Here is a 25,575-nt window from a genome sequence, read left to right as displayed (position 1 = left end):
GAGCATTTTAATCTGTTCTTGAAAGAATGTGAGTGGAGGTTTAATATGGGCACACCAAGTGACTTACTGGCAGACCTGAAAAAGTTGCTCAAAGAATATTATTAGGTGTCAGCCCCTTTATAAAAATACACAAGCATCAGATACTGCAAGCTTGAACGACAAGAAAACTTCTCATTTTCAAATTTTCAGATTCTTTGCCCGTTACTTTACGACTATGAGCATAGGCTAGTAATATTCACTCAGCATCTCTCTCATCTGAGGAGATGTACTATTAGGGGCATGTAATTATCATGCAAACACAAAAAGGGTGAACGAACCCGTAAACTATAGGGCAGGTCCAACCTTTTTGCATGTTACAATTTGATGACGATTAACCTACTGGTGTAATTCGCCAATCGCTAAATACTTGGCTTCCAAGAACTCTTCGAGACCATAGCTTGAAGATTCGCGGCCAATGCCAGACTCTTTATAGCCACCAAAAGGTGCCGTTACGGAGCTTACATGGCCGAGATTTGCACCCACCATGCCATATTCGAGTGCTTCAGCCACACGGAACGTACGCTTCATGTCCTGCGTGAAGAAATACGAAGCCAAGCCAAATGGCGTATCATTTGCCATTTCGATCACTTCTTCTTCAGTGCTGAACTTGATGAGTGTTGCAACCGGGCCAAAAATCTCTTCCTGTGCAATTTCCATATCATTCGTGATATTTTCCATCACCGTTGGCGCGAAGAAAGGTTTCGTCATGCCTTTAGGTGGCTCACCCCCCGTCAGAATCGTTGCACCGGCTTCGACGGCACGGTCGACAAGACCCTTCACGCCGTCATAGGCCTTATTATCCACAAGGCAACCCACATCAGAGGCTTCATCCATCGGATCGCAGGTATTCAAGCTTTCCGCCAAGGCCACGACCTTCGCTTTAAACTCGTCATAAATGCTTTCATGCACAAAAATACGATTCGCACAGACACAAGTTTGACCTGTATTGCGGAATTTCGCGGTACTTAGGCCGCTAATCGCCGCATCCAGATCCGCATCCTCGAACACGATGAACGGTGCATTTCCGCCAAGCTCTAACGACATTTTCTTCACCGTGTCGGCGCACTGCTTATAAAGCAATTTACCGATCGGAGTCGAACCCGTGAAGCTTAACTTACGTACCTTACCGTTATCCGTCAGCGACTTACCAATTTCAGATGCTTTACCCGTTACAACATTAAAGATACCGGCTGGAATACCTGCCATTTCCGCACATTTTGCCATCGCAAGCGCAGTGAGCGGAGTGTTTTCCGCTGGCTTTGAAATGGCCGGACAACCCGCTGCCAATGCTGGCGCAACTTTGCGTGCAATCATTGCTGCTGGGAAGTTCCATGGCGTAATCGCGGCGGAAACGCCTACCGGTTCTTTCCATACCGTCTCGCGACGGCCCGCTTTTGTTTGCTGAACCGTTTCACCTGAAATGCTCTGGCCTTCAAATGCATACCATTCGATAAAGCTTGCAGCGTAATCGACTTCGCCTTTGGCTTGGCTAATCGGCTTGCCTTGTTCTTGTGACATGATCGTACCAATATCATCACGATTTTCGACCAAAATCTCTGCCCATTTAAGCATCAATTTTGCACGTTGACTGGCGAGCAGACTGCGCCATGCGCCCCACGCTTCATGCGCTTGGTCGATCACTTCAGTAATTTCATCATATCCCATTTTAGGAACGGTGGCGATGATTTCGCCGGTTGCAGGATTCTCTACTTCGCTGATTTCGCCAGACTTAGCATCAATCCATTGACCATTTACATAACATTGCGTTTGCAACATTTCTGGGTTCTTCATTAAATCTTTCAAACTAACTTCCTCTTCTTTTCTCAGTGCGGACATACGCTCTCCCATTTTTCTCTATATACATTCTACTTTTAACATCACTGGCGATTCGAGACCGCCTAGCTGCAGGGTATTTTCTCCCTTTTGCAATGGAGCAAGATAGACACCTTTACCGCGTCCAATTTGCTTTCCATTTACGATCGTGCCAAATCGGCTTCCCGTATCACGCAAGTAAATACCACCTTCATGAATCTCAACCTGACAATGTTGAGATGATACTATAGGTGGACTTGCCTCTGATGCAATATTAATGTGATTTTGTTGATGCTTCCGATCAGGCCCTGCTTGTGCTTCATAGCCGCCTACCTTCAAAGGCAAGCGCGCGACGGCCGTCTCTAAAACATCAAAAAACGGCGGTTCATTTAACGAAGTGACCGTTACCTGACTGATATCCACTTCCAGAATCACACTCGCCGCTTCCGTTTCACTCACACGCCTATTGCTGCTGCGCAAACGATCTAACACCATCATGATCACAGGCATAATACGCGGAGGACATTGCCCTAGAAGTTGCTCAAATTCACTACGCGTAATGACATCACAAACCACAGGAGTCACGGTACGAGCACTTGCCGAACGCGGCATACCGTGTTCAAACAAAGCAAGTTCGCCTAACACATCTCCCGCATCTAAGGTTGCCAAACGAACTTCGCCATGCTGTGCATGCTTTAGTACTTCGATCTGCCCTTCGCGGATAATATAGGCTTCATCTGCCTGATCTCCCTCACGAAAGATCATCGTTCCGGCTTCAATGGATACCTCAGTCATAATAGCTCGCTATTCTACCGTTACAGATTTGGCAAGGTTTCGGGGCTGATCAACATCGGTTCCCTTCAATACGGCGGTGTAATATGCCAACATTTGAATCGGAACGGAATAAACAAACGGTGCTACAAAAGCATCGCAATTGGGCATTGTCACTGCAAAATGTGCCTGACTCGCATTGACTTTAATACCTGCTTCATCGCTGATAAGAATGATCTTTCCGCCACGTGCGCGCGCTTCTTGCATGTTAGAAAGAGTCTTTTCCTGCCATTTATCATTGGGCGCAATTACGATAATCGGCACTCGTTCATCAATCAACGCGATAGGACCATGTTTCATTTCGCCTGCAGCATACCCTTCTGCATGGATGTAGGAGATTTCTTTTAACTTCAACGCGCCCTCCATCGCCAATGGATAAGAGGTTCCGCGCCCTAAATAGAGCACATCATAGGCTTTCATCAAACTCTGACAGGCCGGACTCTCAGCCGTGACATGATGCGTTGCTTCACGCATTAGACTTGGCAGGCCTTCCAACAATTTCCAATAATTCGCCACCTGATCGGCAGACAAGACCTGGCGGTTTTCACCTAGCTCAATGGCAAGGCCTGCAAGAATCGTCAATTGCGTCGTAAAGGCTTTGGTCGAGGCCACACCTATTTCTGGCCCCGCTTGCGTGTGCAATATAGCATCCGCTTCACGCTCCATCGAGCTGCCTTGCATATTCACAATGGCGAGCGTCGGATGCCCCATTTCTTTTATCATACGCAGCGCTGCCAGCGTATCCGCCGTTTCACCTGATTGCGAAATGAATAAGGCTAACACGCCCTCACTCAAACGCGGAGTCCGGTATCTAAATTCGGAGGCAATGTCGATACTAACGGGCAAGCCCGTGAGGTCTTCCAGCCAATATTGTGCCACCATCCCAGCGTAATAAGACGTTCCGCAAGCAATAATCACAATGTGACGTAAATCTTTCACATCAATATTAAGGTCCGGAAGCGTAAAGCTACCGAGCGTCGGATGCCGCAAATGCTCAAGCGTTTTCGCTATCGCCTCCGGCTGCTCATGAATTTCTTTTTCCATAAAGTGGCGATAGCCGCCTTTAGTGATCGCCTCAGATGCAACACCGCTCAACACTTCAGGGCGCACCACTTCATGCCCTTGATTATTAAAAATGGCCATACTGGTGGGTGTCAGCTTCGCCCAATCACCCTCTTCCAGATAAATCACACGATTGGTAAAGAGGGATAATGCGATGGCATCCGAGCCAACCGCCATTTCGCCATCACACACTCCGACAGCGAGCGGAGACCCCCAACGTGCGGCATAGAGCGCATCAGGCTCTGATTGAAACAGCACTCCGATCGCATAAGCGCCATCTAGGCGAGTCAGCGCCTCTTTCAGCGCAACTTCTGGCGCTTTCCCCTCTTTTACTAAATGACTTAGCAAATGAGTGATAACCTCAGTATCTGTTTCACTGGTAAAGACAGCACCTTGCGCTTTAAGCTCTTCACGCAATTGCGCATGATTTTCAATAATACCGTTATGCACCACTGCAACAGAATCGGTAACATGTGGGTGAGCATTTTCTTTCGTCGGCGCACCATGAGTTGCCCAGCGCGTATGTCCAATCCCGACACCCCCTGCAAGCGGCTCTTCCCGCAGGGCCGCCTCTAGGTTATTCAACTTACCACTGGCGCGGGTACGCTTGATCTCCCCGCCATCCAGCGTCGCAATGCCCGCCGAATCATAACCACGATATTCTAATTTTTTTAACGCTTCTAATAAGCGTGACGAAACTTCAGAGGTCCCGACAATTCCAACGATTCCACACATACCCTATTTTCTAGCGACTTTTTACTCCAAAGACCAGTCCGCGATTAATCACGTTTTATAACGGTTCTCCCCCCATCCGATTACATCAAGAACTGTGGCTTTTAGCTAACACCCTGTTGCCGTGTTAACACTTTGTTAATACTTGTTGCAATTAAGAAACAGATGTGGATAACTTTGATCTCTTAAAATCGAAAATGCCAAAAAAACATATCCGTCCCAATTTGGCACTCGTTAAAAATAAGTGGAGTATGCAATGCTTGAGCAGGTTAGACAATATCGTGACAACAACGAATTTCCGGAAGAGGTTTCTATGGAGCAAGTACTACAGGAAGATATGCTATTCAGGCGCCACCGCAAACTACGCGAGGCTGAAGAGCTAACCTATGAATTCACTAAAGATCCAGCTCTTTTGCATCAATACTATGTATTGCGCAGCCTCGTTTTTGCTAGAACCCATGGAGTCGATTTTGAAAAAGAAGAAGACTCCTTTGATACAAAAAGTGATACCTTAATCGTTCGCGCTGGAAATCAAGTATTAGGCGGCGTAAGAATGACCTTTTCACACCCAGACAAGCCAACACAACTCAGCATGGAAAAATACGGTGTCAAACTTCAAGAAAACCTACCCGAACTTGAATTAGCCAAAAATGGCTACTGCGAAGCCTCGCGCATGGCTATTTTAGAGGAATACCAAACCAACGATATCACAACTGCTTTTATAAGACTCATGTTTCAGCATTGTCACAGCCTAGGAATAAAATACGCTTTTTCTATGTCGCCAAATTCTCTACACCGACTCTACCGCATCACTAGCCGTAAATTAGACTACATTTGCCGTGTCGTGGATAACATTCACTTCCCTCATAACATTGATGGCATTGAAGGTAATGGCTTTAAATTATTGCTCTTCGATGTGGAGACATCTTTAACCAAGAATCCGAAAAGGAACCTTACTCATCGGACTTTGGTTAGCCTTGCATAGGGTGTAATTATCACATGAGTTTCAACTCCAGCACACAATTCGTTGAAATTTAGAAACATTTATTTGACTAGAAATCCATATCGTCCCTACCTTGGGAAGAAATAATTTAGGATTTCTATTATGAAAACTCCTCGTTTGTCGCAGGATAAATCTTTGGGCTTTATAGTAACGGTTTGCTATCTGGGCCTTTCAACCACACCGGCTCTTTCAAATGACTCTGAAGATTTATTTTCCCTTTCCTTAAAGGAATTAGGTGATATTGAAATTACCTCCATTTCAAAACGCGACGAAATAGCATCAGAAGCCGCAGCAGCCATTCATGTCATCACTCAAGAAGATATTAAGCGCTCTGGCGCCACCTCAATTCCTGAGGCTCTCCGCTTAGCGCCAGGCGTCAATGTCGCCCGCTCTGGCTCGGGACAGTGGGCCGTTAGCATTCGAGGGTTCAACGCACAGTTCTCAAATAAACTCCTTGTTTTAATTGATGGGCGTTCTGTATACACTCCCATGTTCTCAGGGGTGTTTTGGAGCGTCCAAGATACGATGATGGAAGATATTAAACGTATTGAAATCGTCCGTGGCCCCGGCGGCACCATTTGGGGAGCCAATGCAGTCAATGGCGTAATTAACATTATCACAAAAGAAGCGAAAGACTCGCAAGGCGCTTTAGCCGTTTACCAACATGGCTTGCAAGAGCAAAACACCTCCATTCGGTATGGAGGCGAGATTAACAAAAACACTCATTACAGAGCTTTTGCTAAGCAAAAACATAATCGCAACTATCAGCTATCCAGTGGGGTTGGCGCTGACGATAAATGGGATATGTGGCGCGCTGGTATGCGCGTTGATAGCAATGAACTTTCTTATGGTGATTTATCCATCCAGTCTGAATTCTACCAAGGTCGTGAAAATTCTGACTTCTTCCTCCCTAACCTCACTGGACCGCGCACAGAAGTAGATGATGCTTTTGACACTCTCGGTGGACACCTGCAAGCACAATGGTCTTACCTAGAAGGTAGCAACGAGTATTCTATCAAAAGTTATTACGACATTACCAAACGTGATACATTCATTTTTGAAGATACAACGCAAACCGTTGATATTGACTTCAATCACTCCTTCAAAGCGGCGCAAAGCCATGATATGATCTGGGGGCTAGGCTATCGCCTAATTAATTCAGACATTGAAGGAACGGACATCCTTTCCTTCTCCCCCGCCAACCGCACTGACAACCTTTTCTCTGCTTTCTTACAGGACAAGATCACCCTTCTGGAAGATGTTAAGCTTACGCTTGGCAGTAAATTTGAATATAATGACTATACGGAATTTGAATGGCAGCCTTCAGCGCGATTAGGTTGGAAAATTGATGATACCAATTATGCATGGGCATCGTTTACCCGCGCCATTCGAACCCCCGGTCGGACAGGACATGGCGTTAACATTGCAGTAGGTGCCCTTCCAACCCCAGCAGGTATCACGCTTGTTCAACAAATTGGTAACGAAGCGACTGATTCCGAGAAACTCTACGCATACGAATTCGGCTATCGTACTCAGCCTTTAGATGAACTATCCCTTGATGTAACCGCATTCTATCATGATTATACAACCCTTGGCAGCGACTCATTAGGCACTCCTTTTCTCGCCACCAACCCTACATTTGGGTCTCACGTTGTTCTCCCTCTTGTAATTGGCAGTGATAGCACCGCTGAAACTTTTGGTATTGAAGTTTCCGCTGATTGGAAGACCACTCCTCATTGGCTCTTATCTGCAAGCTATTCTGCACTAGAGATGGATGTTAATGGTGGCAGCACTTTCGTCTCAGGTGAAGGGCTCTCTCCGAACCATCAGGTTAATCTTGAGTCACATTATACTCCTGACGAGAATTGGGAGTTTGATACGCTGCTTTATTATGTGGATGAGCTCAACCCAACGGCAACAACCGTTATTGATGATTATTGGCGCCTTGATGCGCGCTTAGCCTATAACCTTGATAATGGGGTGAGCCTCAGTTTAGTTGGTCAAAATTTATTAGAAGATCAAAAACCAGAATTTTCATCATTTGTTTACAATCGTCAGATAGAAGTACCTAGAACAGTCTACGGGAAAGTGAATTGGAAGTTTTAGGTGGATCATAAAAACGTTAGATACTTAGCCGGAAGCTGCGCAGTATTTGCGTGGCTTTTTGCTTCTTACAGTGCCAGTGCTGCGCCGAGCAATGAATATCGTGTGAAAGCCGCTTTTATTTATAATTTCACAAAGTTTGTCAGTTGGGAAAACTCTCCCAAAACGCTCAATATTTGCATTAATGGTGCAGACCATTTTGATGGCGCTTTAAAGAAAATTGAGAAACGTTCAAATTCCAAAACGAGTTATAAAGTTTTCACAAATGCAGCGGTTAAAAATAACTGTCACTTGCAAATCTACAGCTCCACTCCTTCAGCCGTTCCAATGAAAAACAATCTCCTTACTATCGGTCAAAAATCAAGTTTCACAAAAAAGGGAGGCATTATCTCTTTTATTAATAAAGGCGGAAAAATTAAATTTATCATCAATTTAAAAGTCGCTAAAAAAGCAGGCCTCCGGATGAATCCGCAATTATTAGAAATTGCTGACGAGGTCATCCGATAATCATGAGCTCCGCTTTAAACCATATTTCAATCAAACGACGCATGACCCTTGCGCTTTTGCTGATCTCACTCGTCACGATTATCGTGACGACCGTCACTATGTCGATTATTGGTATTATCAATTTGGAACAGAATTTCCAAGAAGAACTGGATAATTCTACGCGCATCGTAGGTGACCGTAACAAAGCAGCCGTTGATTTTGGTGTCCAGGTTGATGCTAATAAAAACTTACAGGTTTTCGCATCGCAGGCTGAGGTGCAACGCGCCTGCCTTTACGATGTCGAAAAAATGCTTTTTGCCACTTATCTGCCCAGAACTCCTCATAGTTCATGTCCTGGTAATATGGACGACCTTATCCCAACCGAAGACTTCTTCCACAGCACCTACAATATTTCTGCTTACGGGGAGACTGCGGGTCATCTTTTTGTTGAAGCGAATCGCAGTAAAATTGAAGCCTTCCTTACACGCCAAGTGAAATGGCTTGCTCTGTCCGTCGCGATTGCCTTCGCGATCGCCTATATTCTCGCAATGATTCTTCAGCGCATGCTATCTAAGCCGATCATTGAACTTGCCAGTGTCGCCAAGCAAATTTCATTCAAACGCGATTACAGTATGCGGGCACCTCACTTGCCCAATGCATCCCCCGACAATGAAATTGCGAACCTCTATACTGCTTTTAACACCATGCTTGATGAGATTGATATGCGTGAGCAGCAATTACTCGCCAAAAACACCGAACTCTTTAACGCAAAAGAAGCCGCCGAGAATGCAAACCGCGCAAAATCCAACTTCCTAGCCAATGTAAGCCATGAATTACGGACACCGCTGAACGCGATTATCGGTTTTTCTTCCATTATCACCAACCAGCTCTTCGGACAGCTCGGGAGTGAAAAATACAAAGAATATGCGATTGATATCAATGAGTCAGGTATCCATTTACTAGATATCATTAACGATATCCTCGATCTATCCAAAGCGGAAGCAGGTAAATTAAACTTGAGGTTTGAAGAGGTTGATCTTTCACGTGCCATCGAGAAATGCATTACGCTGATCAAGGAACGTGCACTTGAGGAAAATGTCAAAATCCATAATCATGTCCCTCGCAAAACTCCACTTCTCATTGCGGACCGTGTGCGACTAATTCAAATTATTCTGAATATCTTATCAAACGCGGTTAAATTCACAGACCGAGGCGGCGACGTCCATATTAATCTTGATACTTCAATGATGGTGGGCGAAGTGACAGACTTCTTCATTCATATTGAAGATAACGGCATAGGCATGTCTGAAGATGATATCGAAACCGCCTTCCAAAGTTTTGGCCAAATTGATAGCGGGCTGAATCGAAAATATGAAGGAACGGGTCTCGGACTTCCCCTAACGAAAAAACTGATGGATCTGCATGAAGGTGATATCAAGATCAACAGTCGAAAAGGCAAAGGTACGCAAGTAACACTACATTTTCTTGCCAACCCTGTTTACATTAAACAACTAAGTGAGGAAGCCCCTCAGGCTGAAGAACAACTGTCAGCTGAATAAGGAGAATAGTATGCAACACCCTAAAGCGACCTATCAAGAGTCAATCCTATTGATTGAACGTTTACACCGTCAGTTTCTAGACGTGATCAAAAACCACTTAGAAACACTGAAAATCGACGATATCAATAACGTACAAACCCTTATTCTCTATAATATAGGCGACGATCAGCTAACCATTGGCGAGCTGACTCATCGCGGATATTACCTAGGCTCCAACGTTTCTTACAACGTCAAAAAGCTAGTCGAATCTGACTATTTAGTCCAAGAGCAGGCCGTGCATGATAAACGTTCCAGCAAAGTACGCCTCTCCGATAAAGGTCTCAAACTTTGCGAGAAAATTGAAGCATTCTACGATAAGACGAGCCTTGACTTCGTCGCCCGCCGCGTGAATGAAGAAAGACTCAAAGAAACCAACCTCACTCTGATCCAATTGGAGAGCTTTTGGGCAAATTGCATCATTGAAATGAAACGCATTTTCTAAGGGTTTTTGCTGCATCATTGACAAATACCCCTGAAATGCCGATGATGGACCAGCTAAAAAACAGGGAGCTACCAAATGAACTTCTTTACGAAGACCATTGTTTTCACTGCATGCGCTTTATTCATCAGCGGTATTGCAGGACAGGCCGAGGCCGCACGTAAATTTATTACCATTGGCACCGCAGGGGTGACCGGCGTTTACTTCCCAGCTGGGGGGGCAATTTGCCGCTTGGTCAATATCAAACGCAAAGAACATGGCATTAAATGCTCGGTCGAATCGACCGGTGGCTCTATTTATAACCTCAATGCCATCCGCCAAGGCGAGCTAGATCTCGGTGTGGCACAATCGGATTGGCAATATCACGCCTATAACGGCACGGGCAACTTTGAACCTCAAGGCAAATTCGATAAATTACGCTCTGTCTTTGCAATGCATGGTGAGCCTTTCACCATTATCGCGCGCGTGGATGCAAAAATTAGTCGCTTCACGGACCTAAAAGACAAACGTGTTAACATCGGGAACCCAGGTTCGGGCCAGCGCGCCACGATGGAAGAAGTCATGAATGCTTTTGGCTGGACACGCGATAGTTTCGCACTGGTCTCGGAGCTTAAAGCCTCGGAGCAAGGTCAAGCGCTTTGCGATAATAAAGTTGATGCCATCGTTTACGCCGCAGGCCACCCTAACGGTGCCATTCAGGAAGTAACCTCTACCTGTGATACGAAAATAATCCATGTCACGGGTGCACCAATCGATAAACTCGTTTCTGAAAACTCGTTCTACAGTTATGCAGAAATCCCAGGTGGCATGTATAAGAACAATGATGAAACTACGAAGACATTTGGCGTGAAAGCCACTTTCGTTTCTTCCGCAGATGTTGATTCAGAATTGATCTATGAGACGGTAAAAGCAGTCTTTGAACGCTTTGATGATTTCAAAACACTTCACCCAGTATTCTCAACGTTGGAACCTGAAAAAATGCTCTTTGACGGCAATACAGCACCTTTGCATGATGGTGCACATCGCTACTTCAAAGAGGCCGGCTTACTGGATAAGGCAAAAGCGTTGAACAACGCCGCTGCTGTTATACCGGCTGAAGCCCTTGCTGAAGTTCCGGCAAAAGCGACCGCGAACCAATAAGCATTTCACGCAATCATTCGAATTAAACCTTAGGTATTTTCATGAGTCAATCAGACGCATCAGCGGAGTTATTGTTAGAGCAAGATGGTGGAGCACGTGACCCAAAAGGTCTCGCCTCATGGCTACTTTTATGGGTTGCCGTTATATGGTCCCTCTTCCAGCTTTGGGTGGCATCGCCTTTGGTTTATGATCCCTTCTTTTACAAGACACTCGGCATACCAGTTCTAAACAGCAATCAATACCGCTCTTGGCATTTAGGCTTCGCCCTATTGCTTGCCTTCTTGGCCTATCCTGCCAGCAAGCGCTCGCCACGCAACTATGTGCCCGCGCTCGATTGGGTATTCGCGATCCTTGGCACCGGTGCCGCCATGTATCTGTTCGTCTTTTATCAAGAACTCGCAAACCGCTCTGGGCTTCCGAATCAATGGGATCTGATCAGCGCCTGCATTGGCGGGGTTCTCTTGCTTGAAGCAACGCGCCGTACGTTAGGTTGGCCATTGGTTATCCTCGCGGGAGTCTTCCTTACGTATATCTTCGCGGGCCCTCATATGCCTGACCTTATTTCGCATAAAGGCCAAAGCTTTACCAAAGTCGCCTCCCATATGTGGCTTACAACGGAGGGTGTGTTCGGTATCGCACTCGGTGTATCGGCTGATTTTGTGTTCCTGTTCGTCCTCTTTGGCGCATTGCTCGATAAAGCCGGTGCCGGGAATTACTTCATTAAATCTGCCTTTGCTTTACTGGGTCATTTACGCGGTGGTCCTGCGAAAGCCGCCGTTCTCGCTTCGGGCTTTACCGGTCTTATCTCCGGTTCTTCGATCGCTAATGTGGTCACAACAGGAACCTTTACGATCCCCTTGATGAAGCGTGTTGGCTTTAGCGCTGAGAAAGCCGGTGCGGTTGAAGTGGCGGGTTCAGTCAATGGGCAAATCATGCCACCGGTGATGGGGGCTGCGGCCTTCCTGATGATCGAATATGTCAATATTCCCTACATTGAAGTCATACGCCATGCATTTCTGCCGGCGATTATTTCTTACATCGCCTTGCTTTATATCGTGCATTTAGAGGCGCTGAAGTCAGGTATTCCACCGCTGCCACGTTTGCATAACCCAAGCATGAAAGAGCGCCTGATTGGCTGGGGAATTACTATTTCTTCGCTCGTCATCCTTTGTGGTGTTATTTATTACGCGCTGAACTTCATCAAGGAAATGGCAGGTGATAATGCCATTTTTGTCATCGCAGCCTTGGTCTTCGGCTCCTATGCATTCTTATTGAAACTAACCACGACCTATCCAGAACTCGAACTGGACAATCCTGATGATCCAAAAGTTGTGCTACCAGATATTAAGCCAACGCTCATGAGCGGTCTGCATTTCTTGCTTCCACTCGTCGTGCTTATTTGGAGCTTGATGATTGAACGTCTATCACCAGGCCTATCGGCTTTCTATGCAAGTGTGATGATGGTCTTCATCCTACTAACGCAACGCCCGCTCATCGCATTTTTCCGCAAAACGGAAAATTATGGCACTGCCATTAAAGGCGGCCTCGCTGACTTGCGTGATGGCTTAGAGATGGGTGCACGCAACATGGTCGGTATCGCAATCGCCACCGCGGCTGCGGGTATCATCGTCGGTGCGGTCACGCTCACCGGTGTGGCCAACATCATGCCAGAAATCGTCGACTCCCTTGCCGGTGATTCACTCATTATGGTGCTAATACTCACCGCGATTATCTGCCTTATCCTCGGTATGGGTTTACCAACCACGGCGAATTATATCGTCGTATCCAGCATTATGGTCGGCGTGATTCAAACGCTTGGCGCAAAGCATGGCTTGGTTGTACCGCTCATCGGGATTCACCTATTCGTATTCTATTTTGGCATTATGGCGGACGTCACACCGCCCGTCGGATTAGCGAGTTTCGCCGCCGCCGCCGTATCGGGTGGAGATCCGATCAAAACGGGGTTGCAAGCCTTCTGGTACTCTATCCGTACGGCTATCCTACCCTTCATTTTCCTATTCAATACCGACATCCTATTGATCGGTGTTGAGAGTATCGGGCATGGCATCTGGGTCTTCTTCTATGCGACCACTGCGATCCTGCTGCTGACGGCAGTGCTTCAGGGCTATTTCATCATACGTAGCAAGCTGTGGGAGTCTCTGGCACTCTTGCTTGTTTCGATCACGCTATTCCGCCCGGGCATGTGGATCGATATGATCTCCCCCCCGTATGGCTATGTGGAACCTAACACGATTGAACAGGCGATTACTGAATTGCCTGCGGATGCTGAGCTTCGCATCAAGATCAAAGGGGAGGATGCCATTGGTGAATCTGTTGAACATTTCGTCATGCTTCCTATGGGCGCGCAAACGGCGACCGGTCAAGAGCGCCTCGCGCAGCAAGGCATTACGATGCGTTATGAGGATTCTGCAGCGATTGTCGATAGTACGACCTTCATGAGCCCTGCTGAGAAGGCTGGGTTCTTCATGGATAATCAAATCTTGGAAGTGGGTATCCCACAAGCACAGCCGAGGCGTGAGTGGCCGTATATTCCGGCATTCTTATTGCTAGGATTGATTACGTGGATACAAATGAAGCGCAGTAATAAGCACGCTTAAAACTTACTAACGCCGCGCACTTAAATCAGCGGCTGATGGGGTATCTCTGCCCATTTGTTCGTTCATCTGGTTAACTTCACGTGCCATATTGACAAGGTTAATGTTGCGCGATGCGGCGCCGATGCGCACACTGCTCATCGTATTATGCATATCATTAACGGCACCTTGCGCACGTGACCTCACGCTAGGATCAACGGTTCGTCCAACATTCTGACGTTTTCCCATCTCTTCCATCGCCACTTCTACATCACGTACGAGGTCTGACTCATTATCATCACGTACTTGCTTATATTCATCTGGCAAGGCAGCATAAGCCGCTTCAAGTTCTTTTCTCTCTTCTGGGGAAGAGGCATTCTTCATCGCATCTAGCATGGTTAAATGCCCAAGTTTACCGATCGCCAAACGTGCACGCTCAAAAGTAGAATCATGTTTGATAGACGGGTCTTGCAATAAAAGGTCGTTATAAAGTTCCAGATAATTCTCTGCTAGGCCATGCATCATATGCGCACGCTCTATGTCTTCACGCTCGGTACCTAGGCCATCATGTGCACGATCTGAACGACCTGCATTAATTTCTTTGAGTTTACGTAGGATTTCACGCCCTAGCTCGACGGATTCACTACGCTTCTCTTGGCTCATTTGCACTACACCTCTGGGTGCCGCACCTGCTTTAAGCGCAGCGGCAATGCCTTCAATCTCTAGCGCTTCACCACAAAGCTCTGGTCCTGAACGGTGTAACCCCATTCTGTCATCACGCCGCTCATCTTGCATCGCTTCGTGCATATCTCTATCAGAAAAGGGGGAATCTTCTGGATGTGGCAAATCCCAATCACGAGAATGGGTTTTGCCTTGTATCCACCTAAAGGGGTTTAAGCTAAATGACTCTTGATCGCGATAGAGCATGTCATACATCGCTTGCGCGCCGAAATGTTCTTCACCAAATCGACCGAAATGCTTTGAGGCGTGACTTTCTCCAGCCATACCCAAGGTCAAAACATTTTTAACTAGCTGCCAACGCGTTTCCCATTTCATTTTATGGGCAAGTTTGCGCCCTATTTGGTTAATTTTAACGGCTTTGGCGCGGTCTTTCGGATCATTAGCATCATATTCCCCATCAGGAAAATACACCGTGTAAAGCGCATTACGCAATACAGCAACATTCTGACGTACCGGCTCGTAAGCCTCATAATATTGGTGTTTAGATTTGTTTAATCCATTGTGGCGATTGGAGCGCCCCAGCTGATCAGCAATCTCTCCATCAAAGAGTTTATATTGAATGGGATTATAGGAGATATTCTGTTTTTGATCGCGGTAAATATCTAAATGATCGTTGTAACTGATGCGGGCAGTGCCTGTCGCTGCATCACGATGCGCTTTGGGTAAAATAAATCGCCCAATTCCATCCGTTGAGTTCATGCTACTACGTACATGACCACGATGAGTATTTCGGCTCACCCTTCGGTCTAAGGAATCTTCAATATCATCATCATAATCCTGTGAAGCGTCGGTCCCAAAACTCGTCTCACCTGGAATATCGCCAGGCTTGGTTCCTAAAATTAAACCATCATAGCCGTCATCATATTCTTCTCTATATGGCATAAGGACCTACTACTGCGCTGCTGCTGGCTCTTGGGCTGGTGCAGCATCGCCTTCACCCTCAGCCGCGCTGCCTAGCGCGTACATGCAGAGTTCTTCAAAGCTTACGTTATTTTCAATCGCGATTTTATGCAATTTATCGAAACTATCCATCACCTCTTTAGGGATAGAGCCTCCGCGCTCAGTTGAGAGCCAGTTTTGTTGGTTTGCAAGTGGATGGCGATCATCACGCGGTTCGCCTACATACAGATCGAACGGAACCTTCTGGCCGTTGAAATCACATGGAATTTTGAACTTTTTCATATTCTTATCTCGCTTGTTACTCTTCTCTATAGATTCAGAGTAGCAGCGAAAGGTTACAGAAGTATGACCAAAATCAGTAAAAACTGACTTTTCTAGGAAAAAATTGTGACTTTAAAGATCGATTTTCTTAGCCATGGCGAGATCCGAATAACGGCGCTTGCCCGTTGAAAAGTTATTCGCATAGGATTTTGGCTTTAACTTACGCTCTTTCGGCGTGGCGTCAGACCAGAAAATTCCCTTACTTTCACAATAACTTACCGCTTCTTTATGAGTATCAAATGATATATTCAATTGGCGCGTCGTATCCACCCCACCAATCCAACCCATCGTTGGGTCAACAAATGTCTCACTGTCGCTACGAATTTCCAATTTCCATTGGTTCATATTGCGCGTACCAGATTGCATGGCTGACTTCGAGGGGCGGTAAATAAGGGCAGAACGTTTCATAGACTCTAAATAACACGCTTTCTTAGCTGGAATCCACAATTTCTAACGCTTTTTACGCCGCTTTTGAAATTTTTTATTATCTTTGCCACCATTTCGCTGTCCGCGAGGCTTTTGTGGCGGAGATGTAAACTCCATCGCAGGCGGCTCATCGGCACTTATCAGGCGGAAACTGAGACTACCCAGCTGAATATCAGCCTGCTTTAACTTCACCACCAAACGTTGCCCTAATTGGAAGCGTTGACCGGTATCGCGCCCCATCAAGCAATGCAGCTTCTCTTCATACATATAGAAATCACGGCCCAGATCACTCATGCGAATAAGCCCACTCGCACCGGTATTCGCCAGCGTCACGAACACACCATAATTACCGACCGAGGTAATATAAGCTTCAAACTCTGCATCACCACTATCGGCCATAAAAGCCGTAATGTATCGATCACGTGCCTCGCGCTCGGCCACCATCGCACGACGCTCCGTCGTAGAGATATGATCCGCCATCGCGGCCAATGCTTCATCTTTGGGCCCCACCACGAACTTCTTTTCGCCCGCAATATGCGCACAAATTGCACGATGCGTAATAAGGTCTGAATAACGGCGAATCGGTGATGTAAAATGCGAATAATGCGTAAGACCCAGCCCGAAATGTCCGAGATTCTCCGGCAAATATTTCGCCTGCATTTGACTGCGTAAAATCGCGCCACTCAGCAATGCTTCCATCGGCGTTCCACGCGCTTTACCGATCAACTTATTAAAATCTTTGACCACAGGAGTTGGATTCAGCGAGAACCCCATGCTCTTAAGGAAAGTACGCGCATCGCTTATCTTATCTTCCGATGGCGGCTCATGCACACGGTAAACGCCCGGTAGCAACTTCTGTTCTAATGTGAGAGCAGCAGCAATATTGGCCGTCACCATGCATTCTTCAATCAGCTTATGGCTATCCAAACGCATGCGTTTTTCGACCTTATCAACATGGCCATCTTCGCCCATAATGATATTATATTCGGGTAGATCCAAATCCATCGCACCACGTAGCGCACGTTGCTGCAGCAACGTCGCATAGGCACCGTAGAGATAGCTCAACTCCGGTAGCATTTCACCGTTTTTCGTATCGAAAATATCCTGCGCTTGTTCATAGGTTAGGCGTGCATGCGAGCGCATGATACCGCGCACAAACTTATGACTCGTCAGCGCGCCTTCCGCATCAATATAGAGATGCACGGCCAAGCAATAACGATCTACGTCTGGGTTAAGCGAGCATAATCCATTTGAGAGCGCCTCAGGCAGCATCGGCACGACACGGTCTGGGAAGTAAACCGAGTTACCGCGATTTAAGCCCTCTTTATCCAACGGTGAATCAGGCTGCACATAATGTGCGACATCGGCAATCGCTACCAGCACATGCCAGCCACCATCACCATGAGGTTCGGCAAAGACGGCATCATCAAAATCACGTGCATCTGCACCATCAATCGTCACAAGCGGGATGTCTCGTAAATCCGTGCGACCTTCCGGCACAGGATCGACCGCTGCTTCCGCCTGCGCAATCGCTTCTGTTGGAAAATCGACCGGGATTTCCTGATTGAAAATCGCGATCATGCTGTAGCATTTCGGATTATCCATATCGCCGAGATTTTGCATCACTTTGGCGCAAGGCAGGCCGAGTTGCTTATCGCGCGCACGCGCGATGGCATCAGCCACCACTAAATCACCGGATTCCGCCCCCATTTCATCACCATGCGCGATGAAAAATTCTTGTCTCTGTTTGCGATTCACCGGCTCCAACAAACCGCCACGCTTCGTATTCTGATATACCCCGACCACCGTGCGCGACGGGCGCTTGGGAAGAATTTTCAACACTTGCCCATTATAGCTATGCGCATCAATGACGGAGATTTTCACCAACACTGAATCCCCCACCGCAGGACCTTTTTCATTATCCAAAATAATACGCGGCGGACGACGGCGCTCGTCACGCCAATCAGCCGGGATAGCAATCGCTTCCCCATGCTTATTCAGCTCAATCACCTCTGCAATAATAACCGGAGGTAAATGCGGCGGCTTATCACGACGTGCCGCGCGCGATTTACCTTTTTTACTAGGTTTTCTATTTTTGGCTTTAGCCAATTAGCTTGCCGCTTTCTTTGCTGGAGCTTTTTTCTTCGCTGCTGGTTTTTTAGCCGCCGGCTTTTTCTTTGCAGTGGCTTTCTTTTTCGCCGGTTTTTTCTTTTTCGGCGCTTTGGCTTTGGCGGCAATTAGTTCAAGCGCTTGCTCAATTGTCACTGTTTGCGGATCCATATCTTTTGGTAGGGTCGCATTGACTTTTCCATGCTTCACGTAAGGGCCGTAGCGGCCTTTCATGACTTCAATTGCGCCGCCATCATCTGGGTGCTCACCTAGATTCTTAAGCGCTTCAGGGCCGAAGCCTTTTTTCTTCTTCTCTTCAATCACCGTCACAGCGCGGTTAATACCGATCGTGTAAACATCATCTTCCGGATCAATCGAGGCGAATTTCCCTAAATGCTTGAGATAAGGACCGAAACGACCAATCGCGGCGGTAATCATCTCGCCACTTTCAGGGTGCAAGCCAACGTCACGCGGCAGTGCCAGAAGCTCTAGCGCGCGGGTAAGGTTCATGTCTTCGGGCATGCTACCTTTTGGCAAACTGCCGCGTTTTGGCTTTTCGCCTTTCGCATCTTCGCCCAGCTGCACATAGAATCCGTAAGGGCCTTTTTTGAGGAAGACTTCCTTTTTGGTTTCACCGTCCACGCCCAAGCTTTGTGGGCCATCGGTCGCAATGGTGCTTTCATCCGCTTCATCCGATTCCGCCGCGATAGGCTTCGTGAATTTACATTCCGGGTAATTTGAACAGCCTAAGAACGCGCCAAATTTACCGGTCTTCAAGCTTAAATCGCCTTCATCTTTCGGGCATTTCCGTGCTTCGGCAATGTCTTTTTCAGTCCCGTAAAGGAAGGGTACAAGCAGACGATCGATTTCTTCCAAAATCTTCGGATTAGGCACTTCTTTGGCGGCTTCAATGGAGACGATAAAATCTTTCCACCAGTCGCGAAGCAAATCTTTCCAATCGAGCTTTCCGTCAGAAACCAAATCGAGTTTTTCTTCAATATCAGCCGTAAAATCATACTCCACATAGCGGGAAAAGAAGCTCTCAAGAAAGGCACTCACAATACGCCCACGTGCTTCTGGCGTGAAACGTTTTTTGTCTAAATTCACATAACCACGGTCAATCAATACCGCCAAAATTGCGGCGTAAGTGGAAGGGCGACCAATGCCGAGTTCTTCCAAACGTTTGACCAAACTTGCTTCGGTGTAACGCGGGGGCGGCTGTGTGAAATGCTGCGCGGGCGTCACGGTTTCAATCGGCACGGCATCGCCAACTTTCATCGCAGGCAGGCGGCGATCATTATCATCGCCTTCGGCATCATCATCTTTACCGGCAATATAGAGCGAGAGAAAGCCGTCAAACTTCATCACCGAGCCCGTTGCATGGAGCACAGCTTTTTTATCAACCGTTTCAAAATCCACCGCTACTTGGTCGAACACAGCGGGGTTCATTTGGCTTGCCATCATACGCTTCCAAATGAGCTCATAGAGCTTAAATTGCTCACCACTCGTGCCAGAAGCTTTCGGCGTTTTGTAAAGGTCCGTTGGGCGAATGGCTTCGTGAGCCTCCTGCGCGTTTTTGGCTTTACTGCTATAGAAACGCGGTTTCTCGGGAACGTACTGCTTGCCTTTTTCTTTCTCAATCCAGCTACGCGCTGCTTCGATCGCTTCAGGAGCCACCGTCACACCATCGGTACGCATATAGGTGATTAAGCCTTGCTCATAGAGCTTCTGCGCGACTTGCATGGTCTGTTTAGCACCAAAGCCGAGCTTCCGACTTGCATCCATTTGCAGAGACGAAGTAATAAACGGCGCGTAAGGGTTACGGCGAGATTCTTTCTCATCCACACTAATAACAGTGCTCTGCTGGCCTTCCAAAATCGCGGAGATTTCTTTGGCTTGGGCTTCGTTATTAATATCAAATTTCTTGAGCTTATTGCCTTCCCACTTGCTGAGCTTCGCATCAAACTTAATCTTATCGGTGGATAGGCCAGTGGTGATGTCCCAATATTCTTGGTTCTTAAAGATTTCGATTTCACCTTCGCGTTCGCAAATCAGGCGTAACGCAACCGATTGCACGCGTCCTGCTGAACGACTACCCGGAAGTTTACGCCATAGAATCGGTGATAGCGTAAAGCCCACCAGATAATCCAACGCACGACGCGCTTGCTGCGCATTGACGAGATCCATATCGATCTCGCGTGGCTCCGTAATCGCTTTGGTCACAGCTGATTTGGTAATCGCATTAAAAGCGATACGCTTAACCGGTGTGTCTTTTTTAATCGCTTTCTTCGCAAGTAAAGCTTCAAGCACGTGCCAGCTAATAGCCTCTCCTTCACGATCCGGATCGGTCGCGAGATAGAGGGTGTCGATGCCTTTAGCGGCTTTGGTCAGCGCGGCAATTTTCTTTTTCGAATCCGCATCAATCTCGTAAGTCATGGCGAAATCATTGGCCACGTCAACCGAACCATCTTTACTCGGCAAGTCACGCACATGGCCGTAAGAGGCTAAAACCGTATAATCTTTACCTAAATATTTTTCGATCGTTTTCGCTTTAGCGGGGGACTCAACAACGACTAGATGGTTACTCACAATAGATTTTCCTCAACTGATTCTTCACTCATATTTAATGCGACGGTGCCGTTTAAACCACGGGTAAGTCGCCCTGCGAGCTCTAGCTCTAATAGCACTTGCTGCAAAACCGCAAGCGGAATTTGCGATTGCCTTACTAATTCATCCACTTCAACCGCGACGGGAGAGAGCAATGAAAGGATCTGTGCACGGGCATTTTCAATGTCACTTTCGAGCGATTGCGGTGTTTTTTGGAAATCGAAGGCAGGCTGATTCTCTTCGGCCAACTGCAGCGGGCGCTGCATTACTTCTAAAATATCATCAACCGATTGAATGAGGGCCGCGCCGTCTTTAATCAACTTGTTTGCGCCGGCACTACGTGGATCCATCGGCGAACCGGGAATCGCCATCACTTCACGATTTTGCTCTAACGCATAGCGCGCCGTGATGAGCGAGCCGGATTTCGGCGCCGCTTCAACCACTAACAAGCCTGCGCACATGCCGGCAATAATGCGATTACGTGCCGGAAAGTTTTTCGCTTGCGGGCTAGCACCGAACATCTGCTCGCTAATAATCGCGCCCTGCTCCGCTAGCGCATCAAATAGCATCTTATTTTCCGGCGGATAGACATTATCAATGCCGCCTGCAATCACACCCACTGTGCCGCTCGCAAGCGATCCCTGATGCGCATTGGAATCAATCCCACGCGCGAGACCAGATACGACCGTAAGCCCGCGCTCACCGCATTCACGTGCCAGTTTTTTGGTGAGGTTACAGCCTGCCGCCGAGGCATTGCGCGAACCGACCACGCCGACGCATTTACCGCCATCATGCCACAAGCTAGCAGCCCCGCGCATCACAAGCACTGGAGGTGCCGCATGAATTTGTTCGAGTCGTTTCGGATAATCATCTTCACCATAGCGAATAAAGCGTGCGCCAAATTTTTCCGTCAGCGCCATTTCTTTTTCAATCTTGGCACGTGGTGCAATCGCGATCGAACGCTTCATGCCGCCCCTTTTCGCCATATCAGGTAACGCTCTTAACGCCGAAGCCGGCGAGCCAAACCGCTCTATCAATTTAAAGAAAGTCACCGGCCCCACATTCTCACTGCGAATGAGCTGCAGGCAATCAATCAGCGGAAATTCAGCCAGTGAATTCATGCTTATTTACTACCAAAGGGTTTTTCTTCCCCTTTACGCAAACGAGCAAAATTTTCGCGATGGCGCCATGCCACCAATAAACTCGCTACAAGTAAGAAAATCGCACCAATCGCGTCCGCAAACACAAACATCCAGCCAGGAATAAAGCTAATAGTTATCAACGCTGCGAGCGACGAAATACGCTTAACCGCAAACATTAATAGCCAAATACTGCCAGCGATGAAAAAGACAATCGGGCTTAATCCCAACAGCATACCAAAATAACAAGCGACACCCTTGCCGCCTTTAAGTTTCAACCATACGGGATACATATGTCCAATCAGCGCGCCAAAGCCTGCAGCAAAGGCCGCAATAGAGGGATAGAACTCATTCAAACTCGGCTCAACGCGCATGGCTAAAAATTGCATCGCGATAAACACCGCTAACCACGCTTTCGCCGCATCCATCAGCAAGGTCGCGATAGCCAGTCCCTTTTTCCCGCTACGCAGCACATTGGTCGCACCAATATTGCCGGAACCGGTTTTGCGAATATCCTCGCCCGTCGTCATTTTGGTGAGGATCAAACCGAAAGGGATGGATCCGAGTAGATAGCCGATAATGGCAAAAATAATCACTTCAAGCGGGTTCATAATGTCTCCAGATAGGATTGCAGAATAGCGCCAGCGGCGAGTTTGTCTACCTTGCCTGCGCGTTGTGCGCCTCGTAGGCCCCCTTCGAGCATTTGCTCATGGGCAATATCGCTACTTAAGCGCTCATCCCATAGTAGCATGGGTATATCCACATACGCCTCCAAGCTCCGCACAAATTGGCGGACAGACTGGCAGCGCGGCCCTTCCGTTCCATCCATATTGAGCGGATAGCCAACGATGAACCCAGCCACACGATGCTCGCTCACCATCTTCGCAAGCGTCTGCGCATTGACGGCAAATTTCGGATGAGCCAGCGTCTCTAGCGGGTTCACATACTCGCGTGAAATATCGCTAATCGCCAAGCCAATTCGCTTTTTACCGTGATCGATAGAAAGCAATCTTCCCTCGGCAATGGTTTTTTCTTTAAATTCTTGTGCGTTAAGCGGTTGCATGTGGAGTCTAATGCATTAAAAACAGTGCCTATACCAGCAAAATTGCAAGGACGCTCATGACTATTACGACCAAAGAGGCATTCAAAATCGCAAATCTCGCGCGCATTCGCCTAAGCGACGCCGAAGCAGAACATTATACTGGCGAGATCAATAATATTCTCGGCTGGATTGAGCAGTTGCAAGAAGTAAACACCGAGGGTGTCGTGCAAATGACCTCCGTGTGCGAGATGGACCTGCCTATGCGGAAAGACGAAGTCACTGACGGTGGCTATCAAGATGAAATTTTAAAGAACGCTCCAGCCAATGACTATGGCTGTTTCGTCGTGCCGAAAGTAGTGGAATAGACTATGACTGATTTGACAAACCTTGGCGTTGCCGAACTTCGCGACGGCCTTAAAAATAAAGACTTCACCGCGACTGAACTCGCCCACGCGACGCAGGAGAAGATCCATAAAAGCAACGATAAGCTCAATGCTTTTGTCACCATCACCGATGAGCAAGCGTTTCAAGGTGCCAAAAAGGCCGATGACCGCATTGCCGCAGGGGATGCAACCGATATGACCGGCGTACCCGTTGGTATCAAAGATTTATTCTGTACCAAAGGTGTATTAACCACTGGTGGCTCACATATTCTAGACGGTTTCACGCCGGAATATGAATCAAAAATCACGCAAAAACTATGGGATGCTGGCGCGGTTATGCCCGGCAAAACCAATCTCGATGAATTCGCCATGGGCTCGGCCAATATCACCAGCTATTACGGCAATGTCATCAACCCGTGGAACGCCGGCGACGGCAAAGACCGCGTACCCGGCGGCTCATCAGGCGGCTCCGCTGCGGCAGTTGCGGCAGGCTTAGTGCCTGCAGCGCTCGGCACCGACACAGGCGGCTCCATCCGCCAACCTGCCAGCTTCTGCGGTATTGTTGGCGTGAAACCTACCTATGGCCGATGCTCACGTTGGGGCACGATTGCCTTCGCAAGCTCGCTTGATCAAGCCGGCGTGTTCGCTCGTTCAGTCGAAGATGCAGCGATCGTTCAGCAAACCATTAGCGGCTACGATAAGATGGATTCAACCTCCGCTAATCGTCTGGTGGAAGATTTCGCCAGCCATCTTGGCAAAGACATTAAAGGCATGAAGATCGGTATTCCGAAAGAATATCGTATGGATGGCATGCCATCTGAGATCGAAGCACTCTGGCAACAAGGCGCTAAATGGCTGCAAGAGCAAGGCGCGGAGATTATTGATATCTCGCTTCCACACACAAAATACGCTCTGCCGACTTACTATGTGATTGCACCAGCAGAGTGCTCCTCCAACCTCTCACGCTACGATGGCGTGCGTTACGGCTTACGCGTGATGGATAAAGGCGACAACCTTGATGCCATGTACGAAAAGACCCGTGCAGCAGGTTTCGGCGATGAAGTCAAACGTCGGATCATGATTGGAACTTACGTGCTTTCCGCTGGCTATTACGATGCTTATTACAAAAAAGCGCAACGTGTTCGCACCCTCATCGCTCAAGATTTTGCTAAAGCTTACGAAAAAGTGGATGCCATCCTTACACCAACAGCACCGTCTTCCGCATTTGCCATTGGTGAAAAACAAGATGACCCTATCGCTATGTATTTAAACGATATTTTTACGGTTCCCGCTTCACTTGCGGGCTTACCGGGCATGTCAATTCCTGCTGGACTCGATAGCCAAGGCCTACCCCTCGGCCTTCAAGTCCTCGCCCCAGCATTCGACGAAATGACCATGTTCAAAGTCGCCAGCGCACTGGAGCAAGCAGCTCAGTTTAACGCAAAACCGGCAAAAGTTGCAGCTTAAGAAAACCTGAGGCCGCCCCATTACCCGCTTGGAGTTTATCCCGTACTTGTGACGGGGCAGGCTGCCGAGAGCCTGAAGATGACGAATTTACTTCTTCGCTTCAATCACGTCCGGCGCGTTGAAGGTAATAGTGCCAGCTTTGATATCTACTTCTGGGAAATTCTCATCGATGAAACTGTACATTTCTTCGGTACCGTTATTGAACTTCAGTTCAACCACATCGCCCGCGCCGTAATTGGCGACTTGGATGACTTTCCCGACCACACGGCCATCGGCGATTTTAACATCTAAACCGAGCATATCTTCCATGTAAAACTCATCGACAGGGGGCTCTGGAAGGACTTCGCGCGTAACGTATAGCTTTTTGCCTTTTAGCAATTCTGCATCATTGCGGTCGTTAACACCTGCCATCGTCGCAAGCAATGCTCCACCCGCTACACCATTCGCTTTCAGCTCAGCAGCATCACCCTTTTCAAAGGAGAGGTCGGTAAAATCAAAAATCGTGTTTGGAACCTCAGTAAAGCTTTTAACTTTAAAACCACCACGTATGCCGTGAGCAGACGCAATAATGCCTACACATACACGTTTCGAATCAGACATA

At 47.6% G+C, this 25,575-nt stretch carries 22 protein-coding genes; 10 read left to right on the top strand and 12 right to left on the bottom strand.

Features of this window, described 5'->3' with window-relative positions; all coding sequences use genetic code 11:
• Positions 1–105 (top strand): IS1595 family transposase (locus tag P8P30_04815; protein ID MDG1286869.1); only part of this gene is annotated, 105 nt, incomplete at its 5' end.
• Between the two features lie 270 nt (positions 106–375).
• Here P8P30_04815 and P8P30_04810 read toward each other — a convergent pair.
• From P8P30_04810 to glmS, 3 genes are read right to left on the bottom strand one after another with little or no spacing between them, the layout of a single operon-like run.
• Positions 376–1,875 carry an NAD-dependent succinate-semialdehyde dehydrogenase gene (locus tag P8P30_04810; GenBank protein ID MDG1286868.1) on the bottom strand — a complete coding sequence of 500 codons (1,500 nt, stop codon included), beginning with the start codon at positions 1,873–1,875 and terminating at the stop codon, positions 376–378.
• Between the two features lie 18 nt (positions 1,876–1,893).
• Positions 1,894–2,646 carry a cyclic nucleotide-binding domain-containing protein gene (locus P8P30_04805; protein ID MDG1286867.1) on the bottom strand — a complete coding sequence of 251 codons (753 nt, stop codon included), beginning with the start codon at positions 2,644–2,646 and terminating at the stop codon, positions 1,894–1,896.
• Between the two features lie 9 nt (positions 2,647–2,655).
• Entirely contained in the window at positions 2,656–4,479 is a 1,824-nt protein-coding gene (glmS, locus tag P8P30_04800; GenBank protein MDG1286866.1) for a glutamine--fructose-6-phosphate transaminase (isomerizing), read from the bottom strand.
• 253 nt (positions 4,480–4,732) lie between these two features.
• Between glmS and P8P30_04795 the strand changes: the two genes are divergently transcribed.
• From P8P30_04795 to P8P30_04765, 7 genes are all read left to right on the top strand, one after another.
• Complete coding sequence (locus P8P30_04795) at positions 4,733–5,461, top strand: GNAT family N-acyltransferase (GenBank protein ID MDG1286865.1); 729 nt, start codon at positions 4,733–4,735, stop codon at positions 5,459–5,461.
• A 120-nt stretch (positions 5,462–5,581) separates the two neighbouring features.
• Positions 5,582–7,585, top strand: a complete 2,004-nt coding sequence (locus P8P30_04790; GenBank protein MDG1286864.1) for a TonB-dependent receptor — start codon at positions 5,582–5,584, stop codon at positions 7,583–7,585.
• Complete coding sequence (locus tag P8P30_04785; protein MDG1286863.1) at positions 7,586–8,089, top strand: YfiR family protein; 504 nt, start codon at positions 7,586–7,588, stop codon at positions 8,087–8,089.
• A gap of 2 nt (positions 8,090–8,091) precedes the next feature.
• Complete coding sequence (locus P8P30_04780) at positions 8,092–9,627, top strand: ATP-binding protein (protein ID MDG1286862.1); 1,536 nt, start codon at positions 8,092–8,094, stop codon at positions 9,625–9,627.
• 10 nt (positions 9,628–9,637) lie between these two features.
• Complete coding sequence (locus P8P30_04775) at positions 9,638–10,108, top strand: MarR family winged helix-turn-helix transcriptional regulator (GenBank protein ID MDG1286861.1); 471 nt, start codon at positions 9,638–9,640, stop codon at positions 10,106–10,108.
• Between the two features lie 75 nt (positions 10,109–10,183).
• Entirely contained in the window at positions 10,184–11,245 is a 1,062-nt protein-coding gene (locus P8P30_04770; protein MDG1286860.1) for a TAXI family TRAP transporter solute-binding subunit, read from the top strand.
• Positions 11,246–11,286: 41 nt separating this feature from the next.
• The gene (locus P8P30_04765; GenBank protein MDG1286859.1) at positions 11,287–13,863 is read left to right on the top strand and encodes a TRAP transporter permease; all 2,577 of its coding nucleotides are present in this window, start codon (positions 11,287–11,289) and stop codon (positions 13,861–13,863) included.
• Between the two features lie 6 nt (positions 13,864–13,869).
• Here P8P30_04765 and P8P30_04760 read toward each other — a convergent pair whose 3' ends face one another.
• From P8P30_04760 to ruvX, 8 genes are all read right to left on the bottom strand, one after another.
• Positions 13,870–15,462, bottom strand: a complete 1,593-nt coding sequence (locus P8P30_04760) for a hypothetical protein (protein MDG1286858.1) — start codon at positions 15,460–15,462, stop codon at positions 13,870–13,872.
• A gap of 9 nt (positions 15,463–15,471) precedes the next feature.
• Positions 15,472–15,762, bottom strand: coding sequence for a DUF2610 domain-containing protein (locus P8P30_04755; GenBank protein ID MDG1286857.1), 291 nt, complete (start codon positions 15,760–15,762; stop codon positions 15,472–15,474).
• 111 nt (positions 15,763–15,873) lie between these two features.
• A complete protein-coding gene (locus P8P30_04750) occupies positions 15,874–16,209 on the bottom strand; it encodes an ETC complex I subunit (GenBank protein ID MDG1286856.1) in 336 nt (111 codons plus the stop codon).
• A 42-nt stretch (positions 16,210–16,251) separates the two neighbouring features.
• Complete coding sequence (gene rnr / locus P8P30_04745; protein ID MDG1286855.1) at positions 16,252–18,336, bottom strand: ribonuclease R; 2,085 nt, start codon at positions 18,334–18,336, stop codon at positions 16,252–16,254.
• Positions 18,337–20,925 (bottom strand): type I DNA topoisomerase, encoded by a 2,589-nt coding sequence (gene topA / locus P8P30_04740; GenBank protein ID MDG1286854.1) that lies wholly within the window; start codon positions 20,923–20,925, stop codon positions 18,337–18,339. It lies immediately after the preceding gene.
• Positions 20,922–22,064, bottom strand: a complete 1,143-nt coding sequence (gene dprA, locus P8P30_04735; protein ID MDG1286853.1) for a DNA-processing protein DprA — start codon at positions 22,062–22,064, stop codon at positions 20,922–20,924. The genes topA and dprA overlap by 4 nt, the downstream gene beginning before the upstream one ends.
• Positions 22,065–22,066: 2 nt before the next feature.
• Positions 22,067–22,693, bottom strand: a complete 627-nt coding sequence (plsY, locus tag P8P30_04730) for a glycerol-3-phosphate 1-O-acyltransferase PlsY (GenBank protein MDG1286852.1) — start codon at positions 22,691–22,693, stop codon at positions 22,067–22,069.
• Positions 22,690–23,145, bottom strand: a complete 456-nt coding sequence (gene ruvX / locus P8P30_04725; protein MDG1286851.1) for a Holliday junction resolvase RuvX — start codon at positions 23,143–23,145, stop codon at positions 22,690–22,692. The genes plsY and ruvX overlap by 4 nt, the downstream gene beginning before the upstream one ends.
• A 56-nt stretch (positions 23,146–23,201) precedes the next feature.
• Here ruvX and gatC point away from each other — a divergent pair, with 56 nt between their 5' ends.
• The gene (gatC, locus tag P8P30_04720) at positions 23,202–23,489 is read left to right on the top strand and encodes an Asp-tRNA(Asn)/Glu-tRNA(Gln) amidotransferase subunit GatC (GenBank protein ID MDG1286850.1); all 288 of its coding nucleotides are present in this window, start codon (positions 23,202–23,204) and stop codon (positions 23,487–23,489) included.
• Positions 23,490–23,492: 3 nt separating this feature from the next.
• Positions 23,493–24,974, top strand: coding sequence for an Asp-tRNA(Asn)/Glu-tRNA(Gln) amidotransferase subunit GatA (gene gatA, locus P8P30_04715; protein MDG1286849.1), 1,482 nt, complete (start codon positions 23,493–23,495; stop codon positions 24,972–24,974).
• Between the two features lie 87 nt (positions 24,975–25,061).
• Here the strand turns inward: gatA and rimM are convergent, their stop codons facing one another.
• Entirely contained in the window at positions 25,062–25,574 is a 513-nt protein-coding gene (gene rimM, locus P8P30_04710; GenBank protein ID MDG1286848.1) for a ribosome maturation factor RimM, read from the bottom strand.
• Position 25,575: the final 1 nt, after the last annotated feature.

This window comes from Rickettsiales bacterium (assembly GCA_029252805.1).
Lineage (GTDB): Bacteria > Pseudomonadota > Alphaproteobacteria > Rickettsiales > JALZUV01 > JALZUV01.
Note: the sequence above shows the minus strand (reverse complement) of the source record. Positions and strands in the feature narration are given on the sequence as shown.